The organism is Vibrio sp. R10-SG-ISO4 (genome assembly GCF_059834135.1).
In genome coordinates this window covers 146,443-159,355 of record NZ_JCBDHJ010000018.1, presented here as the reverse complement: position 1 = coordinate 159,355, position 12,913 = coordinate 146,443, and the positions used below count along the sequence as shown (strand labels likewise).

General features: G+C 49.8%; 11 protein-coding genes. 1 reads left to right on the top strand and 10 read right to left on the bottom strand.

Annotated features, from left to right (window positions below):
• Nucleotides 1-80: 80 nt before the first annotated feature.
• From AC6R03_RS13665 to AC6R03_RS13655, 3 genes are all read right to left on the bottom strand, one after another.
• A complete protein-coding gene (locus AC6R03_RS13665) occupies nucleotides 81-506 on the bottom strand; it encodes a YbaN family protein (protein WP_500631897.1) in 426 nt (141 codons plus the stop codon).
• Nucleotides 493-624: a hypothetical protein gene (locus AC6R03_RS13660; RefSeq protein WP_334551071.1), complete on the bottom strand. Its 132-nt coding sequence runs from the start codon at nucleotides 622-624 to the stop codon at nucleotides 493-495. Before AC6R03_RS13660 ends, AC6R03_RS13665 begins: the two co-directional genes overlap by 14 nt.
• A 241-nt stretch (nucleotides 625-865) precedes the next feature.
• Entirely contained in the window at nucleotides 866-1,966 is a 1,101-nt protein-coding gene (locus AC6R03_RS13655) for a response regulator (protein ID WP_500631896.1), read from the bottom strand.
• 241 nt (nucleotides 1,967-2,207) lie between these two features.
• Here AC6R03_RS13655 and AC6R03_RS13650 point away from each other — a divergent pair, with 241 nt between their 5' ends.
• Nucleotides 2,208-3,083 (top strand): LysR family transcriptional regulator, encoded by an 876-nt coding sequence (locus AC6R03_RS13650; RefSeq protein WP_500631895.1) that lies wholly within the window; start codon nucleotides 2,208-2,210, stop codon nucleotides 3,081-3,083.
• Nucleotides 3,084-3,137: 54 nt separating this feature from the next.
• Here the strand turns inward: AC6R03_RS13650 and AC6R03_RS13645 are convergent, their stop codons facing one another.
• The 7 genes from AC6R03_RS13645 to AC6R03_RS13615 form a co-directional block, all read right to left on the bottom strand.
• Complete coding sequence (locus AC6R03_RS13645; RefSeq protein WP_487903248.1) at nucleotides 3,138-3,686, bottom strand: NAD(P)H nitroreductase; 549 nt, start codon at nucleotides 3,684-3,686, stop codon at nucleotides 3,138-3,140.
• A 131-nt stretch (nucleotides 3,687-3,817) separates the two neighbouring features.
• Entirely contained in the window at nucleotides 3,818-5,944 is a 2,127-nt protein-coding gene (gene fadJ / locus AC6R03_RS13640; protein WP_500631894.1) for a fatty acid oxidation complex subunit alpha FadJ, read from the bottom strand.
• Complete coding sequence (gene fadI, locus AC6R03_RS13635; protein WP_500631893.1) at nucleotides 5,944-7,251, bottom strand: acetyl-CoA C-acyltransferase FadI; 1,308 nt, start codon at nucleotides 7,249-7,251, stop codon at nucleotides 5,944-5,946. The genes fadJ and fadI overlap by 1 nt, the downstream gene beginning before the upstream one ends.
• Nucleotides 7,252-7,554: 303 nt before the next feature.
• Nucleotides 7,555-8,406, bottom strand: coding sequence for a universal stress protein (locus AC6R03_RS13630; RefSeq protein ID WP_500631892.1), 852 nt, complete (start codon nucleotides 8,404-8,406; stop codon nucleotides 7,555-7,557).
• Between the two features lie 5 nt (nucleotides 8,407-8,411).
• Nucleotides 8,412-10,394: a tripartite tricarboxylate transporter permease gene (locus AC6R03_RS13625; protein ID WP_500625791.1), complete on the bottom strand. Its 1,983-nt coding sequence runs from the start codon at nucleotides 10,392-10,394 to the stop codon at nucleotides 8,412-8,414.
• Between the two features lie 103 nt (nucleotides 10,395-10,497).
• Nucleotides 10,498-11,616: a Bug family tripartite tricarboxylate transporter substrate binding protein gene (locus tag AC6R03_RS13620; protein ID WP_500631891.1), complete on the bottom strand. Its 1,119-nt coding sequence runs from the start codon at nucleotides 11,614-11,616 to the stop codon at nucleotides 10,498-10,500.
• A 182-nt stretch (nucleotides 11,617-11,798) separates the two neighbouring features.
• Complete coding sequence (locus AC6R03_RS13615; protein WP_500631890.1) at nucleotides 11,799-12,869, bottom strand: 4-oxalomesaconate tautomerase; 1,071 nt, start codon at nucleotides 12,867-12,869, stop codon at nucleotides 11,799-11,801.
• Nucleotides 12,870-12,913: the final 44 nt, after the last annotated feature.

Sequence of the window (12,913 nt, the reverse complement as noted above, 5' to 3'; positions counted from 1 at the left end):
CTGACCAAATCACTGACTAAAATACGGTTCGTATAAAAAACAAACGCCCACCAATAGAGTGGGCACACTTCTGGGTAATCTTAGTGATTTTCTTCTCTATCGGCAAGCGGCTCCATCACAGGAAGACGCAAGAACCAACTGAGTAAAATCACCAGCATCACCACCAACATCGCTTTCAGCCATAGGTGAGGGACAACCCAAATTGAGAAGCTAAAACTGAGTACCATCGCGAGCGCGCCGCGCTGTTTTACACCGCGCGTTACCGCCCGGTTCTGATGCCAATTGATAATGATAGGCCCGAACGTCGGGTGTTGATGAAGCCAGCGGTGAAAGCGTGGACTGCTGCGCATAAAACAGGCGCTAGAGAGCAAAATAAACGGTGTGGTAGGAAGAACGGGAAGGAAGATGCCCAGTATGCCTAGGCATAAACTGAGCACACCAACAACATAGAAAAAGAATCTGCGTAGAGGAATGGTATGCTCCAGAACTGCGTTAGAAGCCTGCATATCCGTTGAACACGCGAATCCAAGTCAAGGTCGCGGGAAGCGTTGGGATCAACAGGGCTGCAATAAAGCCTAAAAAGTAAAAAATATTATACGGTTCTTTAAAATCTTTGTCTGCCATGGGCTGCTTCTCTTTTGGTAGGTGGCGATACGTTTCTTTCAATAATGAAAGTCCCATTAACGCAGTGCTGCCCTGCGTTTTAGGGTTATTTTTGTTTGGCGAGACTATACCTTAATGGTTAAAGCATAAACACCGAGCAGGTGTAAGGTTATTGATGAAATGAGAGGGAGTAACCCATCAACCCCAAAGACGAATTAGGCCTTTGGGATTGATCACTATTTGGGGAAATACATGGATGCGTTTAAGCGCTGCCACCACGGAAGATGTCTAAAGTAAAGCTGCTAGAACCTAGGCGGCTTAGGGATAACTGACACGCCGACTGTATCAAGAGATCGGTGGTGATGAAGTTTTTGGCGCAGTTTTCTCCCAACTTGACGCCAGAAGGGATATGTTGAGATTGGTACCCATTCGACCACTGTGCATCCAGCCCGGCAGGCAGCAGAGACAGCTTTCCTGAGCAAAGATCTGCCACCCCAAACAAGGCTTTCACCGGTACGCCGCAGTCGGAGCACTGCATGCCTTTCTCTAGAATATCCGCCAGATCTTTCAAATCCGCATTGAAGGATTTGAGGTTACGCAGATAATCATGGAACAAAGCGCGAACCAGCAGCGTCGCCGCTGGGCCATGATGATGGCTACTGGCCGAATCCACCAAATAGAAAGCAAATTGACCGTTCATAAGCCAGGCATAATCAAACACCAAAGGCATCACATCCGTCGATTGCAGTAAGCGGTAACTGCACTTCCAATCCCCTTGTGCGGTGTCTTTGTCTGGCAGCAGCGCATGGAGTAAATCTTTGGCCGCACTTGGGTTATCCTCTAGAAACTCCAAGTGCCAATGAAGCTCTTGCTCCTCAGGCATATCCCCACTATCGACACGAAACCACTGACTGGAAAAATCCCTGAGATCACTGAGGTGGTTGTCAGAATCCTCCAACGTCACTTCAATGGCGTTGGCGAGGTGTTCATAATTGGAAATCGGTTTAGGAAGGAAATCTTTGATGCCGTAACGCAGCGCCTTCGCCACATCAGACATCTCATCGGTCGCCGATACAACAATAAGCGGCATAGACGGGTACTCTAAGCTGACCTCCTCGACAAACTCGATACCATCAAGCACCGGCATCGACAGATCACATAAAATGAGGTCGGGGGAATGTTCCCTCAACTGTTTTAAACCTTCTAAGCCATCTGAAGCCTCGACGACTTCATAACCTTGTGCGGTTAGGAATCCCGTCGTAATGCGACGAAAGATAGGATCGTCATCAACGACCATAATGAGCTTTTGACTTGCAGCCAGTCGCGGATTCACCACCGAGGCCACCTGAACTGATTTGTGCATAAACCTTGCCTCACCCAAATTTGGATTATCAACATTATTGTTATTATTAACTGCTTGTTTGAAACACTTCTTAAAAAGTAGTCGCCACGGCCCATTTATACAAATATTCCACCGTAAATGAGGGATAGCTACTATATGTATGAATCCGGTAAGATCGGTGAAGTTGTTGATGTGCCTCAAGCTTTGACATGATATATAAAGATAAATTACCTAAATTCGTAACCAAAGTGTGTTCGACAGAATGAAATTAGATGATCTCAACCTATTTAGACTGGTGGTAGAAAATGGAAGCTATACCGCAACTTCCCGTAAAACCATGATTCCGGTCGCCACGATCACTCGACGAATTCAAGCGCTGGAAGACTCACTTAACCTTCGCTTGCTCAATCGACATGCAAGAAAGCTGTCACTGACTGAGGCGGGTGAGCGCTTTTTCAATGAGTGCTCTCCCCTGCTCAACCGTCTGACGATGACAGCAGAGGAGATCTCTGATGAATGTCGTGGCGCTGCGGGTAAAATTCGTATTACCTCTCCTTCCAATCTAACCAAACGCATGATGATGCCGATGTTCAATGCGTTTATGCTTCAATACCCTGATATCCATATAGAGCTTGATACCAGCACGCAATCCGACCACCTTGACCCCACCGAGTGGGATGTCATTTTCCGAGTGGGGCCGCAGCGAGATTCAAGCCTGATTGCACGTAAAATTAGCTCGGTCAAAGACATTTTGGTTGCCAGTCCAACGTATTTGCGCCTACATCCTGCACCGAAACACGCCGAAGAGTTGAGCCAGCATGCACTGCTCAAAGGTGCGCCGCTGCTCAAATGGCAACTCAAAAATCACAATGGCGAAGTGGTGGTCAATAATGATAAAGGCCGCTTCCAAGCCAATACGCTCAATGTCGTTCGCAGCGCGTGTTCTGAAGGGCTTGGCATTACGCTCATGCCGGATGTGATGATTCGCGAGTACATTGAGGATGGCAGCCTTGTCCAAGTGCTCGATGACTGGATCGCTAACCCTCGTGATATTTATATGCTGTATAACCACAAAGATCACTTACCCGAGAAAGTCCGTTTATTCATCGACTTTGTGATCGCGTTCAACCTGCATTAAAAAAGCGCCTGATTGTTTTCAATCAGGTGCTTTTCTTTCTTTGTCCGTCAAGGATTACAAATACTCGACGAATTTACTCAACTCGCGATGGGGCACTTTCATTGGCTCACTATCGGGCGTACCAAGATAGAGGAATCCGACGATTTGATCTTCTCCCTGCAAGCCAAAAGCTTGATGCACATTCGGGTGGAACATCCAAGGGCCAGAGCGCCAGAACCCTTGGAAGCCCTGTGCAACCGCCGCCATCTGCATCGCTTGCACGGCACAACCTGCAGATAGGTGCTGCTCAAGTGCTGGCACTTTGTCGTGCTCCGTCACTTTTGCGATCACCGTGATCACCATAGGCGCGCGAAAAGGCGCATTTTTCACTTTTTCAAGCACAGCGTCATCACTGTTGTCCGCCACCGCAGCACGGTGCAAAATCGCAGACAGCTTATTGAGCCCTTCCCCTTGAGCAATCACGAAACGCCACGGCGTCAACCCCGCATGATCCGGCGCGCGCAGGCCTGCGCGAATGATGTTTTCTAATGCGACTCCCTCAGGAGCCGGGGCAGACAGTTTGCCGACTGAGCGACGGTTGAGCAGTAAATCAAGCGCATCCATTTGATATCCTTAATGATTATATTCGAGACACTCGCCAGCCTATGGTTGGCTGCTTATCGTTATAAATAGTAACGCGTCAAACAAAAAAAGCGAGCCTATTACCCAGGCTCGCTTTTTATTTTGAGCAAAAACTAGTTGCTGTAGAAGGGCTTATCTAACCCCGCACGTGTTAACAGCCCATCGCATGGCGCGAATCGGTCCCCGTATTTTTGTGCGTGGTCGTTCATGATATCCACCAGCTTCTTCACGCCAATTTGGTCCATGTAGCGGAAAGGGCCACCTAAGAATGGAGGAAAACCAATACCGAAAATCGCCCCGATGTCACCATCTCTAGGGCTACGGATGATGCCCTCGTCCAGACAGCGGACCGCTTCGTTGAGCATCGGCAGCACACAGCGCATGGCGATGTCTTTCTCAGCAAGGTTAGATTCCGGGGTCAATTTCAGCAGTTTGTACACGGACTTATCGACCTCTTTCTTTTTCCCTTTGTAGGTGTAGAAGCCTTTGCCACTCTTACGCCCTTTGCGGCCATCATTGAGTAAAATGTCAAACACATCTGGGCCTTGAAAACGCGCGCCGAGTTCTTTGACCAAGATAGGCATAATTTTCGCGCCGATATCGACGCCAACTTCATCCAACAACGTAATCGGGCCGACTGGGAAGCCGAAGTTAAGCAGCGCTTTATCTAACTGTTCAATCGGTTCACCCGCCATCAGTACTTGCGCCGCTTCATTCATGTAAGGCGCTAAAATACGGTTAACGTAAAAGCCTGCGCAATCTTTGACCACAATCGGCGTTTTGCCTTGCTTGCGAGCAAAAGCGACCACAGTGGCGACGGTTTCATCCGATGTGCCTTCGTGTGGGATCACCTCAACCAGCGGCATTTTTTCCACCGGGCTGAAGTAGTGCAACCCGACGACTTTCTCAGGGTGCTTAGCCTCGGCGGCAATTTGGTGGATCGGCAATGATGACGTATTGGTCGCAAAAATAGTTTCTGCATGGCCATTGGCTTCCACATCCGCCACCATTTGCTGCTTGAGCGTCAAATCTTCAAATACCGCTTCAATCACGATGTCTGTGTTTTTAAAGCCGGTAAAATCGGTGCCACCCGACAGCTGCACCATTTTCGATTGCAGTTGCGCTTTGGAAAGAATGCGACGTTGACGCTGCTTGTCGAACAACTTGTAGTTGTATTGCAAAGCGTTAAGAACGCCATCGTTTGACACATCTTTTATCCGGACAGGAACTTTCGCTTTCGCCACACTAACGTGACTAATGCCCGCCCCCATCAAGCCACCACCTAGCACGGCGGCACGCTGAATCTTGCGCGGCGTAGCATCACTGCCGTTGTCTTTTTTCATTTCAGTGGTCGCAAAGAAAATCGAGCGCAGTGCCTTCGATTCTGAAGTCATCACCAACTCACCAAAGCGCTGCGCTTCTTTCTGTAACCCTTTATCGAAGCCGTGCTCAAGCCCGTAGCGAATGACGTCTAAAATCGCCTCTGCCGCTGGGTAATTGCCGCGCGTTTTGGCGTGGGTTTTCTTGGCTGCTTGTTCAAAGATCACCTTGCGGCCCAACCCGGTGTGCGCCATCAGCTTTTCTTTAGTCGATGCTTTTTTGCCACTTTTTTGCTTCGGCGATGACTTTTCAATCAAGCCTTTCGCCACATCGAGCAAGATAGTCTGCGGTACCACCGCATCCACCACGCCCAATTTGCCCGCTTTTTTCGCTCGCAACTGTTTACCGGTCAAAATCAAATCCAGTGATGGCAGCAAACCAATCAAACGAGGCAGTCTTTGCGTGCCGCCCGAGCCTGGCAAAAGTCCAAGTTGAACTTCAGGTAGACCCAGTCTCGTCGCATCATCATCACTACAAACACGATAATCACACGCCAAAGCAAGCTCTAAGCCGCCGCCCAAACACGGACCATGAATCGCCGCGACAACAGGAAAAGGCAGATCCGATAATGTCGCGAACATCTGCTGACCTTGTTGCGCTAACGCTTGTGCTTCTGCAGCACTTTGACAGGCGTCCAACATACGTACATCGGCGCCAGCAATAAAGTTGTCCGGCTTGAGTGAGTGGACCACCATGCCTTTGAGGGTAGACTGCTTGTCACCGAGCTCATCAAAGATAGCGGCCATTTCATCGGCAAACGCCGCTTGCAGCGTGTTCATTTTCTCGCCGGGCACATCAATCGCCAGCCAAGCGATGTTTTGCTCATCAATGGTTAAGTTAAATGCTTTTTGCTCACTCATTATTCGACCTCCAGAACCATTGCTGCGCCCAATCCACCTGCTGCACAGGCGGTATTCAATGCCAATCCACCGCCACGGCGTTGCAACTCACGCAGCGTTTGCGTAATCATGCGAGCGCCCGTCGCCGCGAATGGGTGTCCGTAGGCAATCGAACCACCTAGAACGTTAAACTTATCCATATCAATCTCACCGATGGCTTTTGAGCGACCCAATTTCTCTTGGGCAAACTTAGCGCTCGCAAACATCTTCACGTTCGATAGCGCCTGAGCGGCGAACGCTTCGTGCATATCGATCAAGGTCAAATCAGACAGCGTAATACCCGCTCGGTCGAGTGCAACCGGTGTGGCGTACGATGGCCCCATCAACATGTCGGTTTCAACGCCAATCGCCGAGAAGGCGTAAGAACGGATGTAACCCATGATCTCAAGCCCAAGCTCCTTAGCGCGCCCTTCTCGCATCAACATAATGGCGGCGGCGCCGTCCGTCAGTGGCGTACTGTTTGCCGCTGTGACGCTACCAAACTTACGATCGAATGCAGGACGAAGCTTGGCGTAGCCTTCTAAGGTCGAATCGCGGCGAATGTTGTTGTCTTCGGCGATCCATTTTTTGTAGGGCTCTGGGAAAGCGGTCATCACTTCGTCGCGAATTTTCCCTTCTTCCCACGCTTTTGCCGCTAGCGTATGCGAACGGTGCGCTAACGCGTCTTGCTCTTGGCGAGAAATGCCGTGTGATTTCGCCATTTGCTCCGCCGTTTGCCCCATAGAAAGACCGGTGGAATATTCAGCGACCGCTGGTGGCACCGGCATGAGATCTTTCAATGACAAAGTTTTAAGAATGTTAAGCTTTTGACCTAGCGTCTTCGTTTTGCTTAGCGCCAGCAAGTTCGCGGCGAGCTTTTTCGAGACACCAATAGGCAGCACAGACGATGAATCCGCGCCACCGGCAATACCGATATCAATCGTGCCGGACATAATGCTTTCCGCCACATTCACGGCAGATTGGAAACTGGTCGCACAGGCGCGAGTCACACTGTAGGCGTCGGTATGAATGTTCATCCCGGTGCCCAGTACAATTTCTCGGGCAATGTTGGGGGCCTCTGGCATTTGAACCACTTGGCCAAACACCACCTGATCGATCAACGCAGGATCGATGTCCGTTTTGGCCAACATATCGCTGACCACCATTTTGCCCAGATCCACCGCAGGGACCTGGCTAAATTCCGTACTTTGACGTGCAAACGGCGTGCGTAAACCGGCAACGATGGCGATGCGTTCGCCCGAGCGGGTCTTTAATTCCTGCTTGCCCATTGTTTCTCCTTAATCATGAGAGGTCTGACCACGCCATTGTAACGAGATTGTTAAAGCAATCAAACGGCCGTTTAAATAAACGTGATTTATGATGGAAAAGTAGCAGAGGGTTTAGAGGCGGTAAATGGGAGTAAAGTCAGGAAAAGGAAAAGGAAAAGGAAAAGACTGGTTAACACAACACAAGGAGGAGTAAACCCTGCATTTTTCTTGGGCGGATGGATTAGGTGTTAACCAGTCTTTTAGTTAGAGTACACGTTCAAGCTGTCACGCAGCTGTCATTGAACAATGCGGTGAATCGCGTAGTTAACTCATCATCCACAAAGGGATCGTGGCACTTGAGAGCAATTGGTTAGTTACGCCCCCAAACACCTTCTGATGAAGCTTCTGGTGTGCAAACGCGCCGGCAACGACGACATCCGCTTTGATTTCACTGGCCACCTCAAGCAACTGCGAGGCTGTGTTTCTTCTCGCTCGGGTAAACGTCAAACATTCCGCATCCACTCCGTGTCGTGCAAGGTAGGTAGCGAGATCGATTTGCGTCGGCTTTTTCGCTAATGAGCGCTCACTGGTCGCAACCACGACATTATCGACAAGTTTGAGCAGCGGTAATGCAGAACTTACTGCGTTTGCTGCTGCTTCATCGCCATTCCACGCAATCATTACCGTCTTAGGTGCAAAATGCGTCTGCGTCCTCGGCATCACTAGAACCGGTTTGCCGCCATGCTCTATCGCCGCTTCAAAGCTGACGCTTGTGCGCCCTGTTAGTGATTTAGGAATAATGATGATGTCCGATACTTTACCGCGCTCCGCCACCACCTCACCACGATAGCCAAAAATATCATGCCAAGTGGCACTGGTTTGGTTGAGACTCGACTCGCCCTCCACCACGTTAAGTGATTGACATAGCTCAGAAAATCGCAACTTAGCTTGCGACATATCATTACTGACGTAGTCGCGAACAATTTTACCTATCTGGTCATAGAATTTGCGTGACACGAGCCGCTGCTCGTGGGGCATCAGTTGCTCAGACCCCACTTGTGCGTGCAATACATCCAAGTGTGCCAGAAAAAACTTGGCCACATGTAAGCCTCCCTCGAGGCGGGTATCTCCATCCTCTTGCGAGGCAAAAGGCATGATGATCGATTTAATAGACATCTAGGTTATCCTCCGAATGGCCAAGGTAGATCCACGGCGTCCTGCAATAGGCCAATGGGCAAATCCAACAACATAAGATGGGTCAAACCAAGTAGAAATCCGCATGCCAATGTCGTCGTTGCGAAAGATCGCCATAAGCTCAGACCGGCTTTATTCATCAAAAATAAACAGAAGAACACACTAATTGAGATGACATAGCCGACTAAAAAGCACCCGAGCACCAAACCCGCCAACCAGTAGAGGTAGTGCATCATCGATGACGTGTTGTCATCAAACGCGTAGCCTTGCTCATATTCGTTATCAAAGTAAATCGGTGATGATGAGGTGTGCGTCAGTAACTGCACAATCACCACAGCGGAAAGCAACCACATACCACTCGCCACGACAATCGGGAAAATGCCCCCTAGGAAACTCTGCTGATATCCATCATAGATACCGTAAGCGAAAGCCAAGTTCACCACGACCGCAAATGCTAATTGAGGGGTACGTGGAGCAGGAGTGGAGGACGCTTCGTTGGTCGATTGCTCGCGCTTTTTCATATTTTGTCGGATCATAAAAACGAGTGAAAGTAATGTGAGCGCACCAATGATCATTACGCCGGGACGAAGTAAGAACGCTGCACCATCAAATTGAACCGCTTGATATAAATAGGTTTCCATTCCGGCAGAAAGAACAAAGCCGATAAGAAACGCAGGGCGAGGCCAATCAAATCGTTTCATAAGCACGCCCAATACACCGACTGCTAACAGTGTCACCAAGTCCCCTAAATCGCGGGTAGCTTGAAACGCTGCAAAACAGATCACCATAACCATAAAAGGAGCGAGTAAGGCATAGCGAATGGTGGTCAACTTAGCAACCCATGGCGAAATCAGCATACAAGCACCTGCACCAAACACGTTGGCAAGTGCTAATGACCAAACAATCGTGTAAGTAATGTCTAAATCAGTGCTGACCATCGCTGGTCCAGGCTCCAAACCGACCAATACCATGCCACCTAAAAACACCGCCATGCCACCAGATCCAGGAATACCAAACAGCAGAGTGGGCACTAAACCACCGCCCTCTTTCGCGTTGTTTGATGACTCAGGTGCAATAATGCCACGCACATCCCCCTGGCCAAAATCAGGCTTGTCCTTCGTGGTTTGCACTGCGTGTCCGTAGGCTATCCAATCGACCACACTTCCCCCCAAACCTGGCAAAGCACCGATGATGCAGCCAATGACACTGCATCGTAAAGCAAGCCACTTGTTTTCGAAGAAATCTTTTACCCCCGATAGCCATCCGGAACCGAGCTTGCTGGCACTGGCTATTGGCTTGTTTTGGCGAAGGAGATCGATGATCTCTGGCAAAGCGAAAATTCCCAAGCCCACGACAACAAGTGGAATGCCGTCCATCAAATAGAAATTATCAAACACCATTCTATATTCGCCGGTGGCTGGCGCACTGCCGACACTACCCAGCATCACACCCAACCCACAGGCCGATAAGCCTTTGACTAAACTTCTTCCTGCTAGAGAGCCCACCATGGTCAGACCAAGTAACGTCAGCATAAACAGCTCACCAGAGCCAAATGCTAAAATCACCGGACGAGCCACCAGCACAAAGCCAGTCAGAACCACAGCACCGAACAAACCACCAAACAAAGATGAGGTGAACGCCGCAGATAACGCTCGAGCAGCTTGCCCTTTCTTTGCCATAGGAAAACCATCCAGTACGGTCGCTTGTGAGCCACTCGAACCGGGAATTCCCATCAATACAGAGGTGAAGGTATCAGAGGTAGGGATAACGGCAACCAAACCTATCAACATCGCGAGTGCTGAAACCGGATCCATGCCATACAGAAACGGCAGCAACAATGAAAGACCCGCAATCCCCCCTAAACCTGGGAATATACCGATCGCTAAGCCCAGCATCACGCCCCCTAACATGTAGGTAATGTGCTGGACGGTAAGTATGGTCTCTAGGGCCAAAAACAATTCACTAAACATCGTAGAACCTTTGAACGCCAACGTCGTCAGACGGAGAATAGAGGGACAACTAAATTGAGGAATGAGAGAGAAGAGCAGCGCTCAGAGCGCTGCTCATTGAGAGTTACAATTTGGTGTTGTACTTATCAGCAAGCCATTGAGCGACCCACTCTCTGCTGCTCTCATCGAGTGACAGAATCGCTTCTACCGCTTTGTCTGCCTCCTCGCCCGTTAGCTGTTGATAGTTACCCAGTACGTCTTTAGCTCGAGCTTGGAACTCTTCATCTGCAACGAAGGTTTTTGCTGCATCACGCCAGGCTTGTTTGACCGCTTCTGGCGTTGAATCAGGAAGGAAAAACATTTTCTGAGCCACGAAACCTGCGACAAAGAAAGAACGCCAAACTTTGAAACCTTGGGCATTCATGTCCCCATTGGCTTTCTGATAGACCTCAGCGAAGTGTGGAATATCGGGGAAGTTAGGATCGCGCTGAAGTTGACCGTTGTCATCCAACACACCCAAACTAAAGATGGGGATCGCTTTGCCTTCCTCTACCAGCGGGGTTACCTTCTTCAAATAGGCAGAACTGGTCTGAGAATCTAAATTGACTTCGCCACGTTCAAAAGCGAGGCGACCAGCACCACGACCTTTCATACCAAAGACAGCTTTGACATCAGCACCCAATAGATCAAGCGCTAACAAAGGCACCAAATCAATCGTTGTCGCACCTTGACTGGCATACTGAAACTCTACTGAGCCTAGGTTGGCAACAAAATCATCCGCATTGTTGATACCAGTACTCGGAGATACGTAAATCACACCGCCGGTAGGCGACGCCATCACGACATCCCAATCGTTGTAATCGTATTTGACACGGCGGTCACCGAGTAGATAAGTAAACTGAGTCGATGCGGAGCTCGCGAGGACATCCAAACCGTTGTCTTTGGCTCTGCGGGCAAATTGGTTAGCCCCTTTAGTTGAACCGCCACCAGGCACATTTTTGACCACGACAACAGGCTCACCAGGCAGCGTTTGGCTAAAGTAAGGAGCAAAAAATCGTGCCCAAGTATCCGTACCACCTCCCTCTTTATATGGGACGGTAATTTGAGCACGCTCGCCATCAAAGGAGACATCCTCTGCCAGTACCGACGGGCTCAGAGAGGCGACCCCTAGGGCAACCATTGCGGAAAACAGTGCCGTAGTACGGCGAATAAACTGGGGGTAAGTGGGTTTGCTCATTGGCATGAATGCCTCCTCAAATCCTTTGATTGCTTCTCGTTAATCTTGTTATCTATCGCCCAATATTGCGATGCGTTAACACTAATCACTCAACCTGTCATCAAACTGACAAGGACAACCTCATTAACAAAAATGTTACATAGATCGACTTTACGACGAGAGTGCGAAGCCGTTTGCTAGCAGACACATTAGTGGCTAACAAACACCTCGCCCTTGAACAAAGGCCGAGACGTTCTGACTAACGCCGCTTGAGCGATGATCGGCTCTCCTTCACCTTCTAAAATACTCATTTGCACATCAATTTTTCCGCTTGGGTGCTCAACTACTACACGCTCATCTTTGCTCGGCGCTGCCAGCGAGTGAGTGACCGTACCGGGAATCAAACAGGCAGACGCAACACAAATAGCGCCGGTCACCGCATGACTGGCATGGCAATTGTGGGGGACTAAATAGCGAGAGGTAATGGTTCCACCGGATTGAGGTGCGGACACAATGGACACTTTAGGGATCACGCTCGAGCGAACATCACCTAGCCCCATCAGCTCACCCGCCTCAATGCGAATCGCTTCGATGCGTGCCAGTAGATCATGATTCGCATCAATTTCGGCTTTGCTCTCTGTACCCATAATGCCCAGCGCTGATGCGGGTATATGCACCATAGGAACAGCGGCATCAATGCAGGTTACATCGACATCAAGAATGCGTTGTTGACGTTGACCCGTTGGGAACAGCGCCCCGGTTTTTGCTCCGCCCACGTCAAGAAAGTTCAACAAGACTGGTGAGCCGGTGCCAGGGACGCCATCAACCGTCACATCCCCGTCGAACTTTAAGCGTCGATTCGGCGTTTCGGCTGTGACTTCTATGATGGTGTTGGTATTGACGTTCTTGACTCGGACCGTCGTCGTCCCGTCTTGAAGTGAGATAAGATTCTTTTCGGTTGCAAACGCAATGATTCCAGACAAGATGTTGCCGCAGGAGGGTTTGGTATCCACGATCTTCTCCTCCACGCCAACTTGAGCAAACAGATAGTCAAGATCGACTCCTAGCGAGTCAGACAACGAGACGATCGCCACCTTACTGGTCAACGTGGTGCCCCCACCAATACCATTGATTTGCTGGACATCACCTGATCCCATGATGCGTATCAGCAACGCATCACGTTCATCTGGGTCACTGGGGAGATCTTGTGAAAGAAAATACGCGCCCTTCGAGGTGCCACCCCGAATAAGCATGCAGGGAATTAGATGAGAGTGTGTCATTCCTTCGCTCCTTAGCAATCACACCACTTCCTGCTTGAAATGGC

What these genes read in the sequence shown, in the direction of transcription:
- AC6R03_RS13665 (WP_500631897.1), bottom strand. Translation starts at nt 506, where the DNA reads ATGCAGGCTTCTAACGCAGTTCTGGAGCATACCATTCCTCTACGCAGA.
- AC6R03_RS13660 (WP_334551071.1), bottom strand. Translation starts at nt 624, where the DNA reads ATGGCAGACAAAGATTTTAAAGAACCGTATAATATTTTTTACTTTTTA.
- AC6R03_RS13655 (WP_500631896.1), bottom strand. Translation starts at nt 1,966, where the DNA reads ATGCACAAATCAGTTCAGGTGGCCTCGGTGGTGAATCCGCGACTGGCT.
- AC6R03_RS13650 (WP_500631895.1), top strand. Translation starts at nt 2,208, where the DNA reads ATGAAATTAGATGATCTCAACCTATTTAGACTGGTGGTAGAAAATGGA.
- AC6R03_RS13645 (WP_487903248.1), bottom strand. Translation starts at nt 3,686, where the DNA reads ATGGATGCGCTTGATTTACTGCTCAACCGTCGCTCAGTCGGCAAACTG.
- fadJ (WP_500631894.1), bottom strand. Translation starts at nt 5,944, where the DNA reads ATGAGTGAGCAAAAAGCATTTAACTTAACCATTGATGAGCAAAACATC.
- fadI (WP_500631893.1), bottom strand. Translation starts at nt 7,251, where the DNA reads ATGGGCAAGCAGGAATTAAAGACCCGCTCGGGCGAACGCATCGCCATC.
- AC6R03_RS13630 (WP_500631892.1), bottom strand. Translation starts at nt 8,406, where the DNA reads ATGTCTATTAAATCGATCATCATGCCTTTTGCCTCGCAAGAGGATGGA.
- AC6R03_RS13625 (WP_500625791.1), bottom strand. Translation starts at nt 10,394, where the DNA reads ATGTTTAGTGAATTGTTTTTGGCCCTAGAGACCATACTTACCGTCCAG.
- AC6R03_RS13620 (WP_500631891.1), bottom strand. Translation starts at nt 11,616, where the DNA reads ATGCCAATGAGCAAACCCACTTACCCCCAGTTTATTCGCCGTACTACG.
- AC6R03_RS13615 (WP_500631890.1), bottom strand. Translation starts at nt 12,869, where the DNA reads ATGACACACTCTCATCTAATTCCCTGCATGCTTATTCGGGGTGGCACC.